This is a genomic window from Nocardia halotolerans (assembly GCF_042650145.1).
Classification (GTDB): Bacteria; Actinomycetota; Actinomycetes; order Mycobacteriales; family Mycobacteriaceae; genus Nocardia; species Nocardia halotolerans.
This window is the reverse complement of record NZ_JBHSDL010000042.1, coordinates 1-23,123: the sequence shown is the minus strand read 5'-3', so window position 1 is coordinate 23,123 and position 23,123 is coordinate 1. Positions and strand designations below refer to the sequence as shown.

The following is a 23,123-nucleotide window of genomic DNA, read 5'->3' as shown; positions in this document are numbered from 1 at the left end:
TTACTCGCGGTACCGTTATGACAGGCATCACATCCCGACCCGCGTCGGGACTACGCGCGCGCATCCCGCTCGCTGGCCGGATGCCGGACCTGGATGCCGAAGCGACACGACCATCAGTTTGCGATCGCTCGGCAGTACTCACTGAACAACCCGTGCCGCTGGCCGACGGGTGTCCCCTTTCAAGGAGAAGATCATGTCCATCAGGGAACTGCTTTTCGCGGTCGCGGACATCTGGATGGTTGCCGTCGGTTTCACCTACGGCATCAAATTCATCCGGAACTACAAGAACTACCTGCTCGGAATCGAGTGGATCATCGTCGCGACATCGGGGACGAATTTCCTGATCTACGGCATGCTGAAAGCGGGCCACGACAGCCCGATGTACACCGCCGCGGCCTATTTGGACGCCTTCTCCCGGTCGATCGGCATCACGCTGATCCTGGTTCTCGGGCTGATGCAGGTGACCCACCGGTACAAGCCGTCGGCGGCGGTGGATATCGGCGCGTTCGCCCTCGCGGGCGTAGCCGGCCTGCTCCTGCTCGGATACCAGGACACCATCGGCTTGCCTGCCGCGATCTTCTTCATCGTCGCCAACGTGCTCACCACCGTCTTCCTCGCCTACTTCGTCAAACGGCTGTGGCAGATCGGCGAGCGTGGACACGCTGTGTGGGCTGCCATCGCGACCGCGTGCGGGTTCCTGGTCGCGGCGACCTACGACTTCGTCAAGATCCCCGGTGACGACGCCGAGCACACGATCTTCTACATCTTCGCCCTGTCGACGTGGGGTCTGCAGATGTTCGCTTACTACCGCGCCTACCGGGCATTCGCCGAGTACAACAAGCGCATGGCCGCGCCGACCGTGACCGGCGACACGCCGGTCTCTGCGTGAATACCAGACTTTTACCCGAGAACCACAGGTAGGGAGCCCGAAATGGCCACGCAGAATCCGCAGGAAGAAACCACCGAGGTTGTCGTCATCGGCGCCGGAATGGCGGGCTTGACGGCCGCGACGACCCTGGCTCCGAAGTCCGAGGTGGTAGTCCTCGAATCGACCGGCCGCACGGGCGGACGCGTCGACACCATTCGGCAGGACGACTATTGGATCAACCTCGGCACGCAGTTCACCGAGGGCACCGGCACGTTGATCGACGCCCTCGACCGGCACAACATCGAAATGGGCTCGCTCGCGGGTAAGAGCATCGCGCTGCACCTGAACGGTTCGACGGTCGACACCTCGAATCCGTTGGCGCTGATGTTCCGTACGCGGATGACGATGATGGATCGACTGGGGCTCGCCATCGTCGGTGCGCGCATCCTGTCGGCCGCACCGTTCCTGGAATCCCAGAGCCGGTTCGCCAAGCGGGTGCGTGCCCGGCTCGAGTCCAGACTGGCGTCCTACCTGCTCAACGGCGTCCGCTCGGAACTGGCCGCCACGATCGTCCGGTCCTGGTCGGCACAGTGGATGGGTTGCGATCCGGACGAGACGGCCGCGGCACAGTTCGTCTATTCGGTCGGCATCGCGCTCGCCGACCCGGAGAAGGTCCCGAACTTCTCGCTGCCCGCAGGTGGTAACCAGACGTTGACCGACGTGCTGGCCGAGGATCTCGGCGCCCGTATCCGTCTGAACTCGGTCGTGCGGTCGGTGCGTCCCGATGGCGACGGTGTGGTCGTCGACTATCTCGCCGGAGATCAGCCCAAGCGGTTGCGCGCCGAACGCGCGATCGTCACCGCACCCGCCGATATCACCGAACGGATCATCCCGGACCTGCCACAGCAGTATCGCAACGCGTTCAACGACATCACCTATGGCCGCTACGTGGTGGTCGGCTTCTTCACCGACGAGGTCGGGCCGCAGCGATGGGACAAATACTTCGCGATCTCGGCGCCGCAGTTGTCGTTCCAGGCGGTGTTCAACCACGCCGCGGCACTGCGCACCGGCGGCGACCGGAAGCCGGGCGGGGCGCTGGCCTGTTTCGCCGGTGGCGGCAAGGCCGACGCACTGCTCGACCTGCCTGACGAGGAGATCGTGTCGCGCTTCCGGAACGACCTGCTCAGCGTGCTGCCCGAACTGGAAGGCAAACTGGGGGAACCCGTCCTGCGCAGGCACCGCAGAGTCGTGCCGTTCTGGGCGCCCGGCAGGCGCAAGACGCTACCCACCTTGCGCGACCCGCTCGGCAACATCTATCTCGCCGGCGACTATCAGCTCGATGTGCCCTCGCTCGCCGATGCGGCCGCCTCGGGGGAGCGTTCGGCGTGGGCGGTGCTGGAGAGCCTCGGCAGGTCGCGATAGACGTCAACGGGTGCCTGTGAATGGTCGATGGTCGCGGGCGAGACCGGTGAGTCGAGTCGGTCGACGAGCAGATCCGCGTCGAGGAGGGCCGGACTCCGCTCGTGGCGGCCACCAAGGCGCGGGCCGGGGTATCGTGACGATCCTGCGGGCCTATCCCGACGGGGAACGGTGAGCAGGCAGTCCCGCGTCCACTGAGGTTTCGACCGGGGCACCACCGAGTTCGCGGGCGGTATTGACCAGCCCGACCATGGTGAACGCCTGCGGTGTGTTGCCCAGCTGGCGACCGGTGGCGGGGTCGTATTCCTCGCTGAGCAGGCCGACGTCGTTGCGCAGGTCGAGGAGTCGCTGGAACAGTGCGCGGGCCTCGTCGGGGCGGCCGACGTGGTGCAAGGCGTCGGCCAGCCAGAATGCGCAGGGCAGGAAGGCGCCTTCGGTACCTGGTAGGCCGTCGACATTGCCGGGGGCCTCCGGGCGATAACGCAGCAGGAAACCATCACTGCTGAGTTCGCGTTGCACGGCGTCGACGGTGCCGCGCATCCGCGGGTCGTTCCACGGCAGAAAGCCCACTCTCGGAATCAGCAGTAGAGCGGCATCGAGCCCCTGCGATCCGTAGAACTGGGTGAAGGTATTTCGCTGGGCGTCGTATCCCTTTTCGCACACTTCGGCGTGGATTCGATCGCGGACCGCGCGCCAGCGGTCGATCGGGCCGTCGAGGCCGTGTGCGCGGACCGTGTGCACCGCACGGTCGAGTCCGGCCCAGGCCATCACCTTCGAATGGACGAAGTGCCGTCGCGGGCCACGCATCTCCCACAAACTGTTGTCCGGCTCGTCCCAGTGGCCCTCGAGGTGGTCGAGTAGCGCACGCTGCAGATCCCATGCGACATCGGTGGTCGCCAGACCGGATTGCCTGGCCAGGTGCAGACCGTCGAGAACTTCGCCCCACACGTCGAGCTGGTACTGCCCGGCGGCGGCGTTGCCGATCCGCACCGGCCTCGCGCCTTCGTAGCCCGACAGCCAGGGCAGGGTTTGTTCGGGCAACCGCCTCGACCCGTCGAGTCCGTACATGATCTGCAACTTCGACGGGTCCCCGGCCACCGCACGGATCAGCCATTCCCGCCACGCCCTGGCTTCGTCGACGAATCCGGTGCCGAGCAGTGCCTGCAAGGTGAAGGTGGCATCGCGCAGCCAGCAGTAGCGGTAGTCCCAATTGCGCCGGCCGCCGAGCTGTTCGGGCAGCGACGTGGTCGCCGCGGCGACGATGCCTCCGGTCGGCGCGTAGGTCAGCGCCTTGAGCGTGACCAGGGCGCGGCGCACCTCAGCCGACCACGGCCCGTCATAAGTGCACTGGCGTATCCAATCGGACCAGAACTGCTCGGTTTCGATCAACGCCGTTTCGGCATCGGCCGACCGGGGCTGGGGGAGGTGGGAAGCTTGATGGGTGAGCACGAACGGGACGCGCTGCCCGGCACGCACCTCGAATTCGGCGGTGGTGGTCATGTCGTGGCCGTGTAGTTCGACCGGAGTGTGCAGCCACACCGAGTCGGGCCCGGCCACCGCCGACAGCGCGCCGTCGCTGTGGCGCACCCAGGGCACGATGTTGCCGTAGTCGAACCGTAGTCGCAGGTCCATCCGCATCGGCACGGTGCCGGTCACACCCTCCACGACGCGCACCACATCGGCCGCCCCGCCACGTGGCGGCATACAGTCCAGTACGCGTACGGTGCCGTGCGGGGTTCGCCATCGCGTCTCCAGGATCAGCGAGTCACCACGATAGGTCCGGCCGACGGTGGTGTCGGCGCAAGCCGGCGCCAGCTGCCACCGGCCCGCGTCCACGTCGTCGAGCAGTGCGGCGAAACAGGCGGACGAGTCGAACCGCGGCAGGCACAGCCAGTCGATGCTGCCGTCCTTGCCCACCAGCGCTGCGGTCTGCAGGTCGCCCAGCAGCGCGTAATCTTCGATCCGCGATGGAATAGCTTGCCTCCCTGTGTATTTTGCTCAGATTGTGGCTATGCACCGGGTGGCCGGTCCCGGAGGTCGCCGTCGAGTCCCTTGCCGGACCCCCATTTCCCCGATCCGGCATGGGCTTCGGCGCGCATCGGCTCGGACATGTGCGGGTAGTGCAGTTCGAACGCGGGGCGTTCGGAGCGGATGCGCGGCAGTTCGTAGAAGTTGTGCCGTGGTGGCGGTGACGACGTCGCCCACTCGAGCGAATTGCCGTATCCCCACGGGTCGTCCACCGTGACCACCTGGCCGTAGCGATAACTCTTGAACACATTCCACACGAAGGTCACCATCGAGAAGCCCAGAATGAATGACCCGATGGTCGATACCGTGTTCAACGTGGTGAATCCATCGGTGGCCAGATAGTCCGCATAGCGGCGCGGCATACCCATATCGCCCAGCCAGTGCTGAACCAGGAATGTGAGGTGGAAGCCGAGCAGTGTGGTCCAGAAATGCAGCTTGCCGAGACGTTCGTCCAGGAACCGGCCGATGAATTTGGGGAACCAGAAATAGATACCGGAAAAGGTCGCGAACACGATGGTCCCGAACAGCACGTAATGGAAGTGCGCCACCACGAAGTACGAGTCGTGGATGTGGAAGTCCAGCGGCGGGCTGGCCAGGATCACCCCGGACAGGCCGCCGAGCAGGAAGGTCACGATGAAACCGAGCGCGAACAGCATCGGTGTCTCGAAGGTCAACTGCCCCTTCCACATCGTGAAGATCCAGTTGAAGAACTTGACGCCGGTGGGCACCGCGATCAAGAAGGTCATGAGGGAGAAGAACGGCAGCAGAACGGCTCCGGTCGCGTACATGTGATGCGCCCACACCGCCATCGACAATCCCGCGATGGCGAGGGTGGCCGCGACCAGTGCGGTATAGCCGAAGATCGGCTTGCGGCTGAACACCGGGAGCACCTCACTGATGATCCCGAAGAAGGGCAACGCGACGATGTACACCTCGGGATGTCCGAAGAACCAGAACAGGTGCTGCCACAGGAGGGTCCCGCCGGTGGCGGGGTCGTAGATGTGCCCGCCGAGGTGGCGGTCGTAGGCCAGTGCCATCAGCGCCGCGGTCAGGATCGGAAAGGCGAGCAGCACCAGAATGCTGGTCACCAGAATGTTCCAGGTGAAGATCGGCATCCGGAACATCGTCATGCCGGGCGCGCGCAGGCACACCACGGTGGTGATCATATTGACCGCGCCCAGAATGGTGCCCAGACCCGACACCACCAGGCCCATGATCCACAGGTCCGCGCCGACGCCGGGCGCGTGCTCCATCAGGCTGAGGGGCGTATAACCGGTCCAGCCGAAATCAGCGGCGCCACCCGGGGTGATGAAACCCGACGTCGCGATCGTCGCCCCGAAGAGGTACAGCCAGTAGCTCAGCGCGTTCAATCGTGGGAACGCCACATCGGGCGCACCGATCTGGAGCGGCAGCACGGCGTTGGCGAATCCGAAAACCACCGGCGTGGCGTAGAACAGCAGCATGATCGTGCCGTGCATGGTGAACAGCTGGTTGTACTGCTCGGGGGACAGGAATTGCAGCTGTGGCCGTGCCAGCTCACCGCGCATCAGCATCGCCATCAGACCGGCGATCAGGAAGAAGACGGTCGCAGTACTCAGATAGAGAATTCCGAGCACCTTCGGGTCGGTCGTGGTGGCGATCTTCCAGATGCGCGAACCCTTGGGGGCGACCCGCCGGGGATATGGGCGCACGGCAGGCGGTGCCGGAATCCGGTCAGACGATACTTCGGCCAAAGCGCCTCCTGGGAAGATCCGCGTCCGCACGACGGCGCCGAATTACCCACGCTGCCGCCGCCCAAACGTGTCGGAGATCGGGCCGGCCTGGTCGCGGCAGCGGAGTGAAGAGGGGTTCGCTGGGTAGGCGGCCGGTGAGTACACCATCGAGAAAGGCGACGAGATGCGAATCAGCAGACGAGGCACACCGGCATCGCCGCGCACGTTCGCGGTCACCGCGGCGATCGCCGTTGCCGGGGCCCTGGTGGCCGCCTGTTCACCGGACCAGGAGACAAGTGACGCGACCGGAACCACCCCTGCGGTGTGGACCGGCTCCACGATTCCCGGCACCGCCGGGGAGACCCCGGCGTACCCGGGCCATTCCCCCGGAGGCAACGCGCTGACGGCGGGATTCGTGGACGCGCAGGGCACCACCGCGAGCAAGGTCACCTTCATCGAGCGGGCCGGATTCGTCGAAGTGCAAGTGGACGTGTCAGGTCTGAGCCCGGGCTTCCACGGCGTGCACATACACGAACGCGGCGTGTGCGAAACCGATTCGGCCGCACCCACCGGTGGCGAGCGGGGTGACTTCCTGTCCGCCGGCGGCCACCTCCAGGTCGACGGGCACAGCGAATATCCGGCGAGCGGTGATCTGACGAATATCCATGTCCGTCCCGACGGGACAGGCATGCTCACCACCGCCACCAGTGCCTTCTCCCTCGAAGATCTACGCAACGGGGGACAGGGACGAGCCGTGATCGTGCATGCCGAGCCCAGCAATTTCGGCAACGTGCCGGACCGCTATACGTTGCCCGGCGGCGGTCCCGTACCGGACGAGGAGACACTGTCCACCAGCGACGCGGGTGCTCGAGTCGCTTGTGCGGTCGTCTCCTGAGGTAGGTACGACCCAGCGCCGGCAATGGTGTTTGTCCGTATCGCGGACGGGTAGGGCGCCGGTAGTGGCCGAATCCGGATCAGCCGCTCCGAGAAGTCGATTCGATCGGGAGGAGCACTGTGAACTCGGCACTGCCGAACGCGCCCGCCGGGCTGGCACGGGTCGATGTCCCCGGTGTGGAGGCGGCACTGCGGGCCGCCGTCGACGGTGACATCCGCTTCGATGCGGGAGCCAGAGGCGCATACGCCACCGACGCATCCAACTATCGGCAGGTGCCGATCGGGGTGGTGCTGCCGCGGACTGTCGATGCCGCCGTCACCGCCCTGCGCGTCTGCGAGGAGTACGGCGCGCCGGTCCTCTCGCGGGGCGGCGGTACGAGCCTGGCGGGCCAGAGCACCAATGCCGCGGTGATCATCGACTGGACGAAGTACTGCAACAGACTCGTTTCGGTGGATGTCGAGGCGAAGACCTGCGTGGTGGAGCCCGGCATCGTGCTCGACGACTTGAACCGGCAACTCGGTGAGTACGGACTGGAGTTCGGGCCGCGGCCCTCCACCCACAGTCACTGCTCGATCGGTGGCATGATCGGCAACAATTCCTGTGGCGCCACCGCGCAGCGGACCGGCAAGACCGTGGACAACGTGCACCGCCTCGAGATCCGCACCTACGACGGGCTGCGTTTGTGGGTGGGCTCGACCGATGCCGGTGAACTCGATCGGATCATCGACGCGGGTGGGCGGCGCGGCGAGCTGTACCACGGTCTTCGCGAGCTACGTGATCGCCACAGCGAGCAGATCCGTCGGTATTTCCCGGAGATCCCCAGGCGTGTATCGGGGTACAACCTCGATGCCCTGCTGCCCGAACACGGGTTCCAGGTCGCTGAACTGCTCGTGGGTAGCGAGGGCACGCTGGCCACCGTCCTGCGGGCAGAGCTGAAGCTGATGCCCGTGGTGCCCGAGACCGCGATGCTGGTGCTGGGTTATCCCGATATCGGTGCCGCGGCCGATGCGGTTCCCGCGGTGCTCGAGCATTCGGTTCCGGTGCAGTTGGAGGCAGTCGATCAGCGGCTGACCGAGTTCATGCGCGCCAAGGACCTCCACGTGGATTCGCTCGCGCTGCTGCCCGCGGGACGCGGCTGGTTGCTCGCCCAGTACGGCGGAGACACACCGGATTCCGCCTTGGAGCATGCCCGCGAAGCACTCCGTGGCCTGGGCAGAGGTGAGGACGACATCGACGTGGTGCTCACCGCCGATGCCGATGAGCAGACAGAATTGCTCAAAGCCCGCGAATCCGGGCTCGGTGCCACCGCGCGCGCACCGGAGATATCCGATGGCTGGCCCGGCTGGGAGGACTCAGCGGTCGCGCCGGAGCGACTCGGGGATTACATCCGGGACCTGAACGAGCTCTTCGAGGAGTTCGGCTACAACCATCCCGCCCTGTACGGCCACTTCGGCCACGGCTGTCTGCACGTGCGCATCCCGTTCCGGCTCACCACCGCGTCGGGGGTACGGACCTATCGGGACTTCGTCCAGCGAAGTGCCGATCTGGTGCGGTCCTACGGCGGATCGCTGTCCGGTGAGCACGGTGACGGTCAGGCGCGCGGTGAGCTGCTGGTGCGCATGTTCGGCTCGGAGATCGTGCAGGCGTTCGCGGAGCTGAAAGGACTCTTCGATCCGGCGAATCGGATGAACCCCGGCAAGGTCACCGCACCGTATCCGCTCGACGCCCACCTGCGGTTCGGCGCGGACTGGGATCCGGATGCCGGCCCCACCCAATTCGCCTATCCGCACGACGACCACAGCTTCAACCGCGCGGTGCTGCGGTGCGTCGGGGTGGGGCAGTGCAGGCAGCCGCACCCGGAACAAGGCGTGATGTGCCCGTCGTACCAGGCGACCAGGGACGAGGAACACTCCACTCGCGGACGTGCCCGGTTGCTGTTCGAAATGCTGGGCGGCCATCCCGATTCACCGATCAGTGACGGCTGGCGTTCGACGGCGGTGCGCGACGCGCTCGATCTCTGCCTGGCCTGCAAGGGTTGCAAAAGCGACTGCCCGGTCGGGGTCGACATGGCCACCTACAAGGCAGAATTCCTCTACCAGCACTATCGGCACCGGCTACGTCCGATGGCGCACTACTCACTCGGCTGGCTGCCGCTACTGGCCAAACTCGCCGAGCCGGTGCCCGAGCTGGCGAACCTCCTGCTACACGCCCCGGTCATCGCTGCCCTCGGCAAGCGGTTGGCCGGGATCGCGCCGCAACGGCGCGCGCCCGACTTCGCGACCGAGACGTTTCAGTCGTGGTGGCGTCGTGAGCGGGCGGCAGGACAACCGCGGCCGGGCGATCCCGCGACGGTGGTGCTGTGGCCCGACACCTTCACCAACCATTTCGACCCGCACATCGGCCGGGCCGCGGTCGAGGTACTCGAATCCGCGGGGTTCGCGGTAGCCGTGCCGACCGACACCGTCTGCTGCGGGCTCACCTGGATATCCTCCGGGCAACTGCCGACCGCGAAGAAGGCCCTGCGGCGGACCATCGAAGTACTTCGACCCTGGATCGAAACAGACACCCTCGTCGTGGGTCTGGAGCCCTCGTGCACGGCCGTGTTCCGGGCAGACGCCGAAGAGTTGATGCCCGAAGACCAACAGGTGCAACGTCTTTCGCGTCGCTTCGTGACCCTGTCCGAGGCGCTGCTGCATCACGCCCCGCGCCGGTGGGAACCAGATCAGGTCGATGTGGCCGCGATCGTACAGAAGCATTGCCACCACCACGCGGTCATGGGCTTCGCCACCGACACCACGGCAATGCGCCGGGCCGGTATCGACGCCGAGGTGCTCGACTCCGGTTGTTGCGGGCTGGCGGGGAATTTCGGTTTCGAGCGCGGCCACTACGAGGTATCCATGCGGTGCGGGGAAAGTGCCCTGCTCCCGGCGGTCCGCGCGGCGGCAGCTGAAACCCTGGTCCTCGCGGACGGTTTCAGTTGCCGCACGCAGATCGAGCAGGGCGACACCGGGCGCCGGGCGGTGCATCTCGCCGAGGCGCTACTGCCCGCGGTACGCCGCGACAGCCGGTCCACCGAAGACGCCGATGCGCCGCGTTCGGACAACCGGACAGCCAGGCGCGCTGCGGCGGTGGGGGCGGCGGGCGCTGTCGCGGGCGTACTGCTCTGGCGCCACCGCCGCCGCCGCTGAATCCGGGGGCAAGCTGCTGGTCCCCGGGGTCAGGCCGCTGGTTCCGGGGTCAGCGCAGGAATTCCTGGGCTTTCATCTTGACGCCCTTTTTGATGAGTTCCCACGCGTCCGGGTCGCCACGCAGCACCGCCTCGGCGGTATCGCGCATCTGGTCATAGCTGGCGTGCGGTGGAATCGGCGCCATCTCCGGATCACAACGCACGTCGAGCACGACCGGCCGCCGGGCGGCCAGCGCCGTGTCCCAGGCCGAGCCGAGTTCGTCGGGATGGTCCACAGCGATCGCCTCGAGCCCCATGTCGCGGGCGATGTCGCAATAGGAGATGTCGGGAATGATCTGTGATTCCTCGAATTTCGGCGCCCCGCCCATCGCTCGCAGTTCCCAGGTGACCTGATTGAGGTCGTTGTTGTGGAATACGCAGACGACGAGGCGCGGATCGCTCCACTGTTCGTGGTAGCGGCGAATGGTGAGCAGTTCGGCCAGTCCGTTCATCTGCATGGCGCCGTCGCCGACCAGAGCGATCACCGGTCGGTCGGGGTGAGCGAATTTCGCGCCGATGGCGTACGGCACGCCCGGACCCATGGTCGCCAGGGTGCCGGACAGGGAACCTCGCATCTCGCCGCGGAATTTCAGGCAGCGGGCATACCAATTGGTCGAGGAACCGGAATCCGCGGTGACGATGGCGTTGTCGGGAATGCACTGCGACAGCTCCCACACCACCCGCATCGGATTGACCGGATCGGCACTCAACATCGACTGACGTTCCACGGTCTCCCACCACCGCTGCACGTTCTTCTCGATATCTTCGCGCCACGCACGGTCGGTCTGGCGCTCGAGCATCGGGAGCAGCGCTCGCAGCGTCGCTTTCGCGTCGCCGACCAGATTCGCCTCCGTCGGATAGCGCATCCCGATGAACGTGCCGTCACAATCGATCTGAATCGCACGCGCCTGCCCGGGTTCGGGTAGGAACTGGGTGTACGGGAAGTTGGATCCGACGATCAGCAAGGTGTCGCAATCGCGCATCAGCTCATAGCTGGGCCGACTGCCGAGCAGCCCGATCGGGCCGGTGACAAAAGGCAGGTCATCAGCCAGCACATCCTTGCCCAACAGGGCTTTCGCCACTCCCGCGCCGGTGATGTCGGCTACCTCGATGACCTCGTCGGCAGCTTCTCGCGCACCCTGGCCGATCAGGATCGCCACCTTGGAGCCCGCATTGAGTACCTCGGCGGCCTGCCGGATCTCGTCCTCGGCGGGAATCAGGGTCGAAACGGGCAAACCGGGCGGGCTCGACAGCACATGTTTGAACGCGTGCTCCGGCGGCTCGTACTCCTCCTCTTGCAGATCGGCGGGAATGATGATCGCGGTCGGTGCCCGTCGCGTGGCCGCGACCCGGAACGCTCGATCCAGCGCGTTCGGCAGCTGGGCCGAGACATTGACCTCCACCAGGTAGTCCGACGCCACATCCTTGAACAGGCTCTGGAGGTCGACCTCCTGCTGGTAGCTGCCGCCCATCGCGCTGCGCGCGGTCTGGCCGATGATCGCCACTACCGGCACGTGATCGAGTTTGGCGTCGTACAGACCGTTGAGCAGATGAATCGCACCCGGTCCAGAGGTGGCCGTGCAAACACCGACTCGACCGCTGAATTTGGCGTAGCCGACCGCTTCGAAGGCCGACATCTCCTCATGCCGGGACTGCACGAACTGCGGGTCGTTGCCGGCCCTGCCGAACGCGGCGACGAGCCCGTTGATCCCGTCACCCGGATATCCGAACACTTGCCGGACATCCCACTCTCGCAATCGTTGCAGTACGTAATCGCCGACCTGCATCGACATGCGCTGCCTCCAATCTCGGTCCGTGGGTACCTCGTCAACTCGGCGTCGGCCGCAGTTACGCGGCGACTACCCGCTGCCAACGGGGCCAACCACGATTACGGGTGGCGGTGGGCGCCGACGCTGTGGCCGGTGCCCGACACCTCGGTGCCCCGGTCAGTGCTGTCGATAGTCGGCCGCCGTCGCCGCGATCCGCATTCCGTGCCCGGGCCCGTCGACCGGCACGGGCAGCTCACCGTGGGCGACCGTGGGCGCGCCGTCGACCAGCAGCGGTTCCAGCCGGGCATGGTCGATGAACCATTCGATATCGCGCAGGTTCGGTACGGCGCCGGCCACGGGTGCGTGCAAGGAGGGCGCGCAGTGCGCGGACACGTCCAGCCCCCGGGCCGCGGCCAGCGCCGCACACCGGAGAAAACCCGTGTAGCCGCCGCATCTGGTCAGATCCAGCTGTAGACAGTCCACCACCCCGAGCAGTTCGGCGGCGTCGTATTCGTCGTATACGTACTCACCGGCGGCGACGTCGCAGCGCACCGAATCGCGCACGACGGCGAGTCCGTCGAGGTTGTCGCTGGTCACCGGCTCCTCGAACCATTCGACTCCCAACCGGTCCAGCTCGGCCCCGACCCGGCGCGCCTGTCCTGGCGTATATCCGCCATTGGCGTCGACCATCAATCGGACGCCCTCGCCGGCGCGATCGGAGAATCGGCGCACGCGAGTCAGATCCCGCGCGGGGTCGCTGCCGCACCGCTCGCCGATCTTGATCTTCATCGCCGGACAACCCGCTCGCCGCCACAGGTCGATCTGATCGTCCAGCTGCCCGTCGTCGAGCGTCGTGAAGCCACCGGACCCGTACACCGCGATCGCGTGCCGTGAGGTACCGAACAGCGTGGACAAAGGCACCGCCAGCAGCCGGGCCCGCAGATCCCACAGCGCCACGTCCACGGCACTGATCGCCTGGGCGACCACACCCTTGGTCCCGATATTTCGGCACGCTCTGCGCATGGCGATCAGGGTTCCCGAGGGGTCGAACACCGACCTGCCCGACAGCACCGGGACGAGGTCGGCGGTGACGATCCGCGCGGCCGCCGGCGAGCTGTACGTCCAGCCGAGGCCCTGCGCACCGTGCGCGCCGATCCGCACCACCACCGCGGTGGTCGCCTCCCACGTCAATGTCGCGTCGGCCTGCGGTTGCGGAGTGGGGAACTCGTACACCGCGACTGCCACGTCACTGTCGATACGCGCTCGGGCAGTACTCACTTCGGGCTCCGTTCACTCACCTCGCGCGGTAGTGCACCGTCATCGGCGACTGCGTTCGCCTCCCGCCGATGTCGAACTCGACCGGTAGTTCCGCGGAATCGGGGTACTGCGAACCCATGATGTGGATCATCGCTGTTGTCGCCGTTGTCAGCATCGTCGTGATCGCCGTGGGATTCGCCCTGCTGGGCAGACGTAGCTGACCACGTGCCGAGCCAACCGGTTGCCCAGCGCAATTCACTCGCGTACCGCTCGGGCCGCGACGGCAACGCCCGCCGCCGCACCGAGCAGCGCGAGCAGACGATGGTGCCGTGACAACCACATCTGCGGGCTGACGGTCCTCGCCTGGTCATCGAAACGCCCGCGGGCGCCGAAATCCTCGCCGTCCTCGTCGTCGAGGGGCTGCCACAAATTGGCCCGACGACCCGGCTCCGCGGATTCGTCGGTCTGTTGTGCCGCGTAGCCGGTACGGCCCAGATAGCGATCGAGCAGCCCGGGCGCGAATTTGTTGGCCAGCAGCGTGGCGACCGTACTCGTACCCACCCAGTACTCGCGGCGCTGCGGATGCTCGGCGGCGTACACGACGGCGTCCGCGGCCACTTCCGGTTGATAGATCGGCGGCACCGGCTGGGCCTTGCGTGACATCCGGCTCAGCGCCCAGTCGAACTGGGGCGTGTTCACCGCGGGCAACTGCACCATCGTCACCTGCACGGGACTACCGCGATGCTTCAGTTCACAACGCACGGACTCGGTGAACCCCTCGATCGCGTGCTTGGCGCCGCAATAGGCCGACTGCAACGGAATCCCCCGGTAGGCCAGGGCCGACCCGACCTGCACGATCGCCCCGGACTGCCGTGACCGCATGCGTTCCAGCGCGACCCGGGTCCCGTGGACATACCCGTGGTAGGTCACCTCGGTGACACGGTGGAATTCCTCCGGCCGCATTTCCTCGAAGGGCCCGAAGACGGTGATGAAGGCGTTGTTGACCCACACATCGATCGGTCCCAGTTCTTCTTCGATCTGTTTCGCCGCCTTCTCGACCGCATCGAAATCCGACATATCGACGCTGATCGGAAGAACGGCCGCGGCCCGATGACCGATATCGGTGGCGGCGGCCGCCAACCCGTGTTCCCCGCGGGCCAGCAGGGCCAGCTTGTCACCTCGGGCGGCGAACGCTCTGGCGGTCGCGCGTCCGACCCCCGCACTGGCACCGGTCACCACGACAACTTTCGGTTCAGTCGGATCCATTGCCTCCTCCTCACTTCGGACGCTGTGTGGCGGGTGCCCGACGAGGATTCGGTCAAACTCCGGGCATCGCTTTCCACCGGCCCGGCGCGGCGGGCCTGCCTTCCCGATGAGCGGGAGGACAGGCGAGCAACGGCATCGGCGCGGTCGTACGGTGTCGGCTGCGGGAGCGGTGCCGGATTGTCACCGCGGCGTTCTCGCCGACCGAGCTGTCGATTCGACCCAGGGAGCCCCATGCCGGCAACAGCACACCCCGACGACCCGGCAAGCCGGCTCGCCCGATCGGCGGCCGTCGAGTCGATCACCGCGCTCAAACACCGCTACTTCCGTGCCTGCGACGCCAAAGACCCGGTGGGCTTCCGCGACTGCTTCGTCGCGGTCGGATCGGCGCTGGACTACGGCACCCTCGGCGCGACCGATGCCGACGGCATGGCCGCGGTCTTCGCCTCGATCGCCTTGCAGCAGGTGGACGGCGCGCACGCGATCCTCGACATGCACCACGGCGTACACCCCGACATCACCGTGCACGACGACGGCACCGCGAGTGGACAGTGGACGCTGCGGTTTCGCCAGGTCAACCTGATCGAACACACCGAAACCGTGGCCACCGGCGAGTACGCCGACGAGTACCGGCTCGAAGACGGCAGCTGGAAGATCGCCTCGTGCACATTCCACCAGACGTGGGCGATCACCCGTTCGCTCGACGACGCCCGAATCACCCAGTAGGAGTGGACATGTCCGAGATCGCACTGGTGACCGGCGCCAGCCGTGGCGTCGGCAAGGGAATCGCGCTGGCGCTGGGCGCCGCGGGTTGGACGGTGTACCTGACCGGGCGCGGCACCGCGGGTGACGGCGGACCGTTGGAGGTCGCCGCCGACGAGGTGAGCGCCCGGGGCGGCCAGGGCATCGCGGTGCGCTGCGACCACCGCGACGACGCGCAGATCGCCGCGGTGTTCGCCCGCATCGCCGCCGAGCAGGACGGGCTCGACTTGCTCGTCAACAATGTCTGGGCCAATCCCGCCGGATTCGCCGGTTTCAGTGACCCGTTCTGGCAGCGGCCCGTCGATGACTGGGACACGCTGATCGGGGTCGGCCTTCGGGCGCACTACGTCGCCTCGGTCGAGGCGGCGCGGCTCATGGTGGCTCGTGGCAGCGGCGTCATCGCCAACATCTCCTCGTTCGGCACCCGCGGCCACCTGCACTCGGTGCTGTACGGGATGTCGAAGGCGGGTCTGGACAAGATGGCCGCCGACATGGCCGTCGAACTGGACGGCACCGGTGTGAGCACACTGTCGCTGTGGCCCGGAATCGTGCGCACCGAACAGGTTCTGGCGATGGGCGTCGAGGACATCGAGGGCTTCCCGATCGCGGGCGCGGAGAGCCCGGAGTTCGTCGGCCGGGTCGTCCTCGCCCTGACCACCGATCCCGGGATCGGCGAACGCAGCGGCAGCACGGTGATCACCGCCGAGGCGGCCCTCGAGTACGGGATCACCGATACCGATGGCGGACAGCCGGTTTCGCACCGCGCCGCGTTCGGTGGGGGAGCGCTCTTCGGCGTTCGGTGAGCTGTCGAAGGTCCTGTCCCGGCCGGACGACCGCGTCGCGGCCGAACCCAAGGAGTGCCTCGGTGACCACGCTGCCACCCGAGAATGTGAATGCCTCTGTGCCCCGAGCCGATATCGCGACCGATGCGCGATCTCGCCGTCGCGCGGCATTGTCGAGCCTGCTCGGAACGACGATCGAATACTACGATTTCATGCTGTACGGGACGATGGCCGCGGTGGTGTTCGGGCCGCTGTTCTTTCCCGGTTCGAATCCGGCGTTGAGCACGATCGCCTCGTTCGGCACACTCGCCGCCGGGTATGTCGCCCGTCCGCTCGGTGGTGTGATCTTCGGCCATTTCGGTGACCGCGTCGGCCGCAAGTCGATGTTGATGATCACCATGCTGATGATGGGGATCGCCAGCGCGGCGATCGGTCTGCTACCCACCTATCACACCATCGGCGTCGCGGCCCCGATCCTGTTGGTGCTGCTGCGGGTCGTGCAGGGTGTCGCGGTCGGCGGCGAATGGGGTGGTGCCGCGCTGATGGTGGTCGAGCACGCCGATGCGGACAACCGCGGTCGGTGGGCCGGAATCATGCAGCTGGGAACACCATTCGGGTTCCTGCTGTCCACCGGGGCGGTCGCCGTGGTGACCCAGCTTCCCGAACCGGAGTTCACGACCTGGGGCTGGCGGGTGCCGTTCCTGCTGAGCGCGGCCCTGCTCGTGCTCGGGATGTACGTTCGGCTGCGAGTCACCGAGAGCCCGGTCTTCGCCACCACGCCGCGGTCGGACTCGACGCCCGCGAAGCAGGTGCTACGGCGTCCTCGGCTGCTGGTCCCCGCCGTGATCGCGGGCCTCGCGCCGTTCGCGCTGACCGCCCTGACGAGCTCACACATCATCGCCTACGCCACCGGCATCGGTTACGCGGTCGGCGACGTGATGCGATCGTTGCTCGTGGTGGTCGTTGTCTCGATCATCGCCATTCCCGCGAGCGCGGCGCTGTCGGACCGGTTGGGCAGACGGCGGGTGATGATGATCGGCGCGGTGGGCGCGATCCTGTACGCGTTCCCGCTGTACAGCCTGATCAACAGTCATTCCTGGTGGATCATGACGGGGGCGCTGATGTTCGCCCAGCTGCTGCAGAACCTGATGTACGCGCCGCTGACTCCGATGCTGTCGGAAATGTTCCCCACCCAGGTGCGTTACACCGGCGTCTCGATCGCCTACCAGAGCGCGGCACTCATCGGCGCCGGCTTCACCCCGCTGATCGCGAGCAGCCTGCTGGTCGCCTTCGACGGGTCGAGCGTCGCACTGAGCGCGATCATCGTGGCCACCGCCGCACTCACCCTGGCCGCTCTCGCCGCTACGGTGGATGTCACGGGCCGGGACCTGCGTGCCGAAGCGCACGACCAACCACTGTCATAGCGGCCAGGAGGTCATCAGATGCGGGGCATCAACCACATCGTCTTGTTCGTCGCGGATCTGGGCCGCAGTATCGCCTTCTACGAGGACGTTCTCGGATTCGAAAGACTCGCCGAGGGCTTTCCGGGCGGCGCGTTCCTGCGCCATCCCGGCTCGGCGAACGATCACGATCTCGGGCTCTTCCAGGCCAGGCGGCCCGCGGCGGGCGCGCCGGGCTCGGTCGGGCTCTATCACGTCGCCTGGGAAGTGGACACGTTGTCCGAGCTCGCGGAGATCCGGGACCAGCTCGTCGCGGCACACGCGCTGACCGGTGCGAGCGATCACGGATCGACCAAGGCGCTCTACGCGCGCGACCCCGACGGCATCGAGTTCGAGGTGTGCTGGCTGGTGCCCGACGAACACGTCGAGGACGCGCTGGCGCCGGGAACCTCGTTGACCGCGCCGCTGGACCTCGAAGCCCAGATCACGCGGTACGGCGCCGACACACCGGGCGGTCCCCGCACCGACCCGCAGGTGTGGGCGCGGGTCGAGGCGCGCCGGGCCGCGATGTCGTGAACCCTGGCTCGCGGTAGACCGTCGCGCCCAGTTCAGGTCAACGCTCGGACCTGGATGCCACCACCTCGCCGGACTCGGCGTCGATCGTCACTTCGTGCTTGACCCGCGAGCTGTCGATCACGTCCGCTTCCCAGACGGTGGTCCCGTTGTCGCCGTCGAGGTTCAGTTCGGTGATGGTGCCACCGGGCACCTCTTCCAGCACAGTGTCGGCGGCCGCCTGATAGTCGACGCGCGCGGCCCCGATCCGGTCGCGATGCTCGGCTCTGTCGGACTCGTCCTCGTTCTTCGCGGTGGGCCCCAGGACGACGGTGTTCCCGTCGCCGGACACTTCCAGCTCGTGCTCGACGCCGTCACCGGTGACGACCTGCACCTCCCAGCCCCGATCGCGCTCGGTCTCGATCGAGATCAGCGTGCTGTCCTGGACGGCGGCGAGCGCGGTCCGGCCGGCGGTACGCAGCGCGCCGAGGTCCAGTTCGGGCTGATTCGTCGTGATCGCGGTCGTCGAAGTCGGGATCAACGGGGTGCCCGGTGCCGCAACGCCCTCGTCGGCGTCCTCGCCGCATCCCGCGACGGCCACCAACAACGCGCCGACCGCCGCCAGGGAAGCGCGGCGCCACCGCCTCGGAGCAGATTCGACATGGACTGGCATCTCGTCCTCCGTCCGTTGCTTGTGCCACCGACGTGCCCACTCCTACGACGCCCAAACGGGCGCGTCGGCGTCGGAGTGACCATCGCCTCCGTGGCAGCCACACTCAATCGAATCCGGTGCGCACGGTGCCCGCCGCCCGGCGCGAACATACAGCTCAACCCCCCGCGGCAGTGCGTGCGAACAGCCTGCTTGTCACACGCGTACCAGGGTCTCGCTATCGTTGAACGGCACGGTGATTGTTCAGTCGCGACCGGACCGAAGTGTCGGAGCCGGCTCGCGAATCGGAGAGAACGGCGTCGGATCATGGCAGCGGACCTGACGGTGACCCGGGCGCTGGTGATACCCGGATCCGAGCTGCGTGAGCGGTTCTCCCGGTCGTCGGGTCCGGGTGGACAGCACGTCAACACCACCGACAGCCGGGTGGAGCTGTCTTTCGATCTGGCCGGCTCGCCCGCGGTCCCGGAGTGGCTGCGCACCCGCATGCTCGACCGCCTGGCCACTCGCTTGGTCAACGGGGTGCTGACGATCGCCGCCTCGGAGCAACGCACACAGGTACAGAACCGTGCGACAGCCCGCGAGCGCATGGCTTCGCTGTTGCGTGACGCCGCTGCCGCCCCGCCACCGGTCCGGCGCGCCACCAAGCCTTCGCGCGGCGCGAAGGAGCGTCGGATCTCGGCGAAGAAGCGGCGCGGCGTCGTCAAACGCAACCGCCGCGCCGCCCCCGACGACTAGCTGTAGGAGGCCGTGATCAGCCGGTGCGGCTACCGCTGTTCGGCGAAGGCCCGACGCGATTCCTCGTGCAGGATCGTGAGCAGTTCCTCTTCCAGCGCGACGAACTCGGGGGCGGTGATCGTGGCCAGCCCGCGCGGACGCGGCAGGTCGATGCGTAGTTCGTGGCGCACGGTGGCCGGGCGCGCCGACAGGACGATCACACGGTCCGACAGGTACACCGCCTCACGGACGTCGTGGGTGATCATCAGCACCATCCAGCGGTAGCGTTGCCAGACCTGTTCCAACCACGACTGCATCTCGGTGCGGGTCAGCGAGTCGAGCGCGCCGAAGGGTTCGTCGAGCAGCAGCAGTTCGCGATCCTGGACGACGGTCCGCAGCAGCGCGGCCCGCTGCCGCATCCCACCCGAGAGCTGGGACGGCCGGGCCTCTTCGAAACCCGACAGGCCGAACACCGGGAACAGCTCGCGGGCGCGGCGCCGGGCCTCGGCCTTGGGAACACCCTGGACACGCAAGCCGAGGATCGTGTTGTCGACAACGGTGCGCCACGGGAACAGCAGATCCTTCTGCGGCATGTAGGCGCAGTGGGATGCGGTGTCCTCGCCGGCGGCCGCGCGGAAGCTCACACTGCCGGAGTCGGGGGATTCGAGGCCGGCCAGCATGTTGAACACGGTGCTCTTGCCGCAACCACTGGGCCCGATGACGGTGACGAATTCCCCCGATCGCACCGTGAACGACACCCCGCCCAGTACGGCGAGGTCCGGGCTGGACCGCCCGGGCTGCGGGAACGACTTGGTGAGGTGGTCGACGACGATTCGGTCGCCTCCGGTGTCAGTCACGTCGGCTCCTGTTCTGCGCGCGCGACCACGGCGCGACGAATCGTTCGATCGCGAACGTCGACAGGTAGAGCGCGATACTCAGCAGCGCCGCCACCAGCACCGCCGCCAGCACCAGGTCGGTGCGGAACGAATTCTTCTGCAAGCTCATGTAGATGCCGAGACCGACGCTCGCGCCGACGTACTCGGCGAACACCGCGCCGACGACCGCGTAGGTGATCCCGATCCGCAGCGCCGTGAAGAACCGCGGTAGGGCCGACGGCAGTCGCACATAGCGGAACACCTGTAGCCGGGTGGCGCCCATACTGCGCAGCAGCGCGCCCGCGTCGCGGTCGGCCGCGGCGAAGCCCTCGATCAGGCCGATGGCCATCGGGAAGAAGGTGACCAACGCGACGACCAGGATCTTGGGCAACAGACCGAACCCGAACCAGATGATCATCAACGGCGCGATCGCGACGATCGGCACGGTCTGCGACGCGACGAACAGCGGCACCAACGCGCGCCGCAGCCAGGGGGAGAAGTCCACGACCACCGCCAGCGCCCATGCCAGGCTCAGCGACACCGCGAACCCGATCAGTGTCACCTGCAAGGTGGCCGCGGCGTGGGTGCTGATCTCGTCGCGATGCGCCCATCCCTGCTGGACGACGCGCAGCGGTGACGGCAGCACCTGCGGACGGACACCACTGATCGCGACATAGACCTGCCAGATCACGACGAGCAACGCCACCGTGACCAACGACGGCACCGCCCACCGGATCCCCGCCCACGGGCCCGTCCCGCCGTCGCCGGTGGGGGCCGGCGACGACGCGACTACCGACAGCTCACGGGGTGGCGAGGTACTCATTGGTGAAATATGTCGACCAGTCGGGTTCGGTGGTCAGCGGTTTCCCATCGGGTCCGGTCAGCAGACCGCTGCGGTACAGGAAGCTGGAATTGGCCGACCACTGCTCCACGGTCTGGGTGCCGACCTTGCCCTCGGCGTCGGTCATGAACTGCTCGGCCAGCATGCGCTGGCTCTCGAACACCAGCGCCTCATCGGTGAACGCGCCCGGATTGGCGTCGATGAGATCCTGGGCCGCCGCATCCGGGTTGTCCGCGGCGAACCGGTAGCCACGTTGCAGCGCCTGCACGAATTGCGCGGCGCGGTCCGGGTTGTCGGCCAGCCAGCCCTCGTTGGCGTCGATCACGATGGCGTAGGCGTCCGGAAAACCGAAGTCCGTGTACTTGAAGTAGCGCATCGGGGTGCCGTGGTGTTCGGCCTCGATCCCTTCCCACGCCAGGTACGACACGGTGAAGTCGGCCTTGCCGGAATAGACCGCTTCGTAGGCCGAGGATCCCAGCACCACCGAGGTGAAATCACCGGTGCCGCCGTCGTTGCGGATCACCTGCTGCAACGCCTCACGCTCACCGGGGTCGCCGAACCCGGCATAGGTCTTGCCGTCGAGGTCCTTCGGGCTCGCGAGGTCGGCGCGATCGGCGCGTACCCCGATGCCCGTCGCCCAGTGCTGTAGCGGGGCGAGCACCGACTTCACCCGCGCACCCGAGGCCCGGGCGAAGGTCGACGAATTGTGGGTGCTGATCCCGAATTCGGCGTTGCCGGCATCGATCACCGTGTCGACCGAGGTGTTGTTGTACGGCAGGACCTGCACATCCAGACCGGCATCGGCGAAGTAGCCGCGCTGCAACGCGACATAGAGGCCGACGTGATTGGTGTTCGGGGTCCAGTCCAGCGCGAATCGGATGGTCTGGTCGGAGCCGCCGCCGGTGCCGCAGGCGGTGAGCAGCGACAGCGTCGCGATGGTGGTCGCCATGACCGCGATCGCGCGGCGCAGACGCCCCCTCATGCGGCGGGCCAGGGCTGCGGGCGCAGGGCGGTGTCCCAGAACATCAACTCGTAGCGCACGGCGAGTACGAATGCCTTCTCCATGGCCGCGCGCTCCTGTTCGCTCGCCGCCTCGGCAGCCGCGTCGACCAGCGCGCGTGCGGTGGCCGCGGCCTGCTGGAACTCCTCGGCGCCGTAGGTGGTGACCCACTGCGCGTAGGGGTGGGCCGGGTCGGCCGCGATCACTTTCGCGGCGCTCGCGGCCAGGTCGCGTCCCACTTCGGCGTAGATCCAGAAACAGGGCAGCGCGGCCGCCGCGGCGACGGCGTAGGACTCGGTCGCGGCGGCGGCGATCAGGTAGGAGACATAGGCCAGGCAGGTCTGGGAATGTTGCGGCTCGCCCTGTCGTGGGGGCAGCGCGCCACCGGTGAGCAGCTCGTTGTGCATGGCGGACTCGACCGTGGCCGCGTTCGCGGACGAGGTGGCCCAGAACGCCGCGGTCTGCGGGTCCGGCGATTTGGCGGCGAGTATCGCCAGCGCCTTGGAGTACCCGGTGAGGTACAGCGAATCCTGTTCGATGTAGGTGCGGAACACCTCGAGTGGCAACGTGCCCTCGCCGAGGTGGCGCAGGAATTCCAGGTCGTCGATCGCACTGCGCAGGACTTCGGTCCGGTCCCAGAGGTGATCGGTGAACAGGTCATTTTTCGTGGTGGTGGCGCGCAACACCGTGACATCCCTTCGTCAGCATTACCTGAACAGGTTCATCGGGTCTGTTCTCAGCCTCGCGGTCGCGAGACACCCCGTGTCCGAACTCGACCGACCCTAGCAGCGACCGCCGACATGCGGGTTCGGACCGGGTTCCGCGCGTAGTCCCGGCAGTTGTGGTAACCGGCGCTGCCGAGCACGGCCTCGTGCTCGGCCCGTCGGCCACCCGGACGCTGTGGATCATGGAGGGCTACGGATTCTTCATCGCCGGATTTCTCATCACCATGGGCATCGCCGAACGTAGTCAGTGACAGAATTCGACTACTAGGTCATGTCTCCCAATCGAGTTCTCGGTTCTCGCCCGATAGATGGCCAGGTCGGGCATCATGTTCGCCGTGGCGGCAACTGTCGGTGATCGGCATCAG

21 protein-coding genes and 1 riboswitch are annotated in these 23,123 nt (G+C 67.0%); of the genes, 11 read left to right on the top strand and 10 right to left on the bottom strand.

Annotation, left to right across the window (positions count from 1 at the left end):
• Positions 1–193: 193 nt before the first annotated feature.
• Both ACFO5K_RS26835 and ACFO5K_RS26830 read left to right on the top strand, forming a co-directional pair.
• Positions 194–889 (top strand): transporter, encoded by a 696-nt coding sequence (locus ACFO5K_RS26835; RefSeq protein ID WP_378568643.1) that lies wholly within the window; start codon positions 194–196, stop codon positions 887–889.
• 42 nt (positions 890–931) lie between these two features.
• On the top strand, positions 932–2,290 hold the full coding sequence (locus tag ACFO5K_RS26830) for a flavin monoamine oxidase family protein (protein WP_378568641.1): 1,359 nt from the start codon (positions 932–934) through the stop codon (positions 2,288–2,290).
• Positions 2,291–2,440: 150 nt separating this feature from the next.
• Here ACFO5K_RS26830 and ACFO5K_RS26825 read toward each other — a convergent pair whose 3' ends face one another.
• Both ACFO5K_RS26825 and ctaD read right to left on the bottom strand, forming a co-directional pair.
• On the bottom strand, positions 2,441–4,261 hold the full coding sequence (locus tag ACFO5K_RS26825; RefSeq protein ID WP_378568773.1) for a glycoside hydrolase family 15 protein: 1,821 nt from the start codon (positions 4,259–4,261) through the stop codon (positions 2,441–2,443).
• A gap of 35 nt (positions 4,262–4,296) precedes the next feature.
• Positions 4,297–6,048, bottom strand: coding sequence for an aa3-type cytochrome oxidase subunit I (gene ctaD / locus ACFO5K_RS26820; protein ID WP_378568639.1), 1,752 nt, complete (start codon positions 6,046–6,048; stop codon positions 4,297–4,299).
• Between the two features lie 163 nt (positions 6,049–6,211).
• On the opposite strand from ctaD, the gene sodC reads away from it, so the two are divergent.
• Together sodC and ACFO5K_RS26810 are read left to right on the top strand one after the other, a co-directional pair.
• The gene (sodC, locus tag ACFO5K_RS26815; RefSeq protein ID WP_378568637.1) at positions 6,212–6,922 is read left to right on the top strand and encodes a superoxide dismutase[Cu-Zn]; all 711 of its coding nucleotides are present in this window, start codon (positions 6,212–6,214) and stop codon (positions 6,920–6,922) included.
• 119 nt (positions 6,923–7,041) lie between these two features.
• Positions 7,042–10,110 carry an FAD-binding and (Fe-S)-binding domain-containing protein gene (locus ACFO5K_RS26810; protein WP_378568635.1) on the top strand — a complete coding sequence of 1,023 codons (3,069 nt, stop codon included), beginning with the start codon at positions 7,042–7,044 and terminating at the stop codon, positions 10,108–10,110.
• Positions 10,111–10,159: 49 nt separating this feature from the next.
• Here ACFO5K_RS26810 and ACFO5K_RS26805 read toward each other — a convergent pair whose 3' ends face one another.
• Both ACFO5K_RS26805 and ACFO5K_RS26800 read right to left on the bottom strand, forming a co-directional pair.
• Positions 10,160–11,941: a thiamine pyrophosphate-requiring protein gene (locus ACFO5K_RS26805; RefSeq protein WP_378568633.1), complete on the bottom strand. Its 1,782-nt coding sequence runs from the start codon at positions 11,939–11,941 to the stop codon at positions 10,160–10,162.
• Positions 11,942–12,094: 153 nt separating this feature from the next.
• Positions 12,095–13,195: an enolase C-terminal domain-like protein gene (locus tag ACFO5K_RS26800; protein WP_378568631.1), complete on the bottom strand. Its 1,101-nt coding sequence runs from the start codon at positions 13,193–13,195 to the stop codon at positions 12,095–12,097.
• Positions 13,196–13,263: 68 nt separating this feature from the next.
• Between ACFO5K_RS26800 and ACFO5K_RS26795 the strand changes: the two genes are divergently transcribed.
• The gene (locus ACFO5K_RS26795; protein ID WP_378568629.1) at positions 13,264–13,395 is read left to right on the top strand and encodes a hypothetical protein; all 132 of its coding nucleotides are present in this window, start codon (positions 13,264–13,266) and stop codon (positions 13,393–13,395) included.
• 34 nt (positions 13,396–13,429) lie between these two features.
• Here the strand turns inward: ACFO5K_RS26795 and ACFO5K_RS26790 are convergent, their stop codons facing one another.
• Entirely contained in the window at positions 13,430–14,440 is a 1,011-nt protein-coding gene (locus ACFO5K_RS26790) for an SDR family oxidoreductase (RefSeq protein ID WP_378568627.1), read from the bottom strand.
• 231 nt (positions 14,441–14,671) lie between these two features.
• Here ACFO5K_RS26790 and ACFO5K_RS26785 point away from each other — a divergent pair, with 231 nt between their 5' ends.
• From ACFO5K_RS26785 to ACFO5K_RS26770, 4 genes are all read left to right on the top strand, one after another.
• Positions 14,672–15,163 carry a nuclear transport factor 2 family protein gene (locus ACFO5K_RS26785; RefSeq protein ID WP_378568625.1) on the top strand — a complete coding sequence of 164 codons (492 nt, stop codon included), beginning with the start codon at positions 14,672–14,674 and terminating at the stop codon, positions 15,161–15,163.
• A gap of 8 nt (positions 15,164–15,171) precedes the next feature.
• Positions 15,172–16,002: an SDR family NAD(P)-dependent oxidoreductase gene (locus tag ACFO5K_RS26780; protein ID WP_378568623.1), complete on the top strand. Its 831-nt coding sequence runs from the start codon at positions 15,172–15,174 to the stop codon at positions 16,000–16,002.
• A gap of 62 nt (positions 16,003–16,064) precedes the next feature.
• A complete protein-coding gene (locus ACFO5K_RS26775; RefSeq protein WP_378568621.1) occupies positions 16,065–17,405 on the top strand; it encodes an MFS transporter in 1,341 nt (446 codons plus the stop codon).
• Between the two features lie 18 nt (positions 17,406–17,423).
• Entirely contained in the window at positions 17,424–17,957 is a 534-nt protein-coding gene (locus tag ACFO5K_RS26770) for a VOC family protein (protein WP_378568619.1), read from the top strand.
• 37 nt (positions 17,958–17,994) lie between these two features.
• On the opposite strand, the gene ACFO5K_RS26765 is transcribed toward ACFO5K_RS26770, so the two are convergent.
• Positions 17,995–18,606 carry a PepSY domain-containing protein gene (locus tag ACFO5K_RS26765; RefSeq protein WP_378568617.1) on the bottom strand — a complete coding sequence of 204 codons (612 nt, stop codon included), beginning with the start codon at positions 18,604–18,606 and terminating at the stop codon, positions 17,995–17,997.
• Between the two features lie 303 nt (positions 18,607–18,909).
• Here ACFO5K_RS26765 and arfB point away from each other — a divergent pair, with 303 nt between their 5' ends.
• Positions 18,910–19,338, top strand: coding sequence for an alternative ribosome rescue aminoacyl-tRNA hydrolase ArfB (gene arfB, locus ACFO5K_RS26760; protein WP_378568615.1), 429 nt, complete (start codon positions 18,910–18,912; stop codon positions 19,336–19,338).
• A 29-nt stretch (positions 19,339–19,367) separates the two neighbouring features.
• On the opposite strand, the gene ACFO5K_RS26755 is transcribed toward arfB, so the two are convergent.
• From ACFO5K_RS26755 to ACFO5K_RS26740, 4 genes are all read right to left on the bottom strand, one after another.
• On the bottom strand, positions 19,368–20,174 hold the full coding sequence (locus ACFO5K_RS26755; protein ID WP_378568613.1) for an ABC transporter ATP-binding protein: 807 nt from the start codon (positions 20,172–20,174) through the stop codon (positions 19,368–19,370).
• A complete protein-coding gene (locus ACFO5K_RS26750) occupies positions 20,167–21,015 on the bottom strand; it encodes an ABC transporter permease (RefSeq protein WP_378568611.1) in 849 nt (282 codons plus the stop codon). Before ACFO5K_RS26750 ends, ACFO5K_RS26755 begins: the two co-directional genes overlap by 8 nt.
• Positions 20,993–22,015, bottom strand: coding sequence for an ABC transporter substrate-binding protein (locus ACFO5K_RS26745; protein ID WP_378568609.1), 1,023 nt, complete (start codon positions 22,013–22,015; stop codon positions 20,993–20,995). The genes ACFO5K_RS26750 and ACFO5K_RS26745 overlap by 23 nt, the downstream gene beginning before the upstream one ends.
• Entirely contained in the window at positions 22,012–22,719 is a 708-nt protein-coding gene (locus tag ACFO5K_RS26740) for a TenA family protein (RefSeq protein WP_378568607.1), read from the bottom strand. Before ACFO5K_RS26740 ends, ACFO5K_RS26745 begins: the two co-directional genes overlap by 4 nt.
• Positions 22,710–22,806, bottom strand: a riboswitch (TPP riboswitch). It overlaps the preceding gene by 10 nt.
• Before the next feature lie 68 nt (positions 22,807–22,874).
• Here ACFO5K_RS26740 and ACFO5K_RS26735 point away from each other — a divergent pair.
• Positions 22,875–23,009, top strand: coding sequence for a hypothetical protein (locus ACFO5K_RS26735; protein ID WP_378568605.1), 135 nt, complete (start codon positions 22,875–22,877; stop codon positions 23,007–23,009).
• The last annotated feature ends 114 nt before the right edge of the window (positions 23,010–23,123 follow it).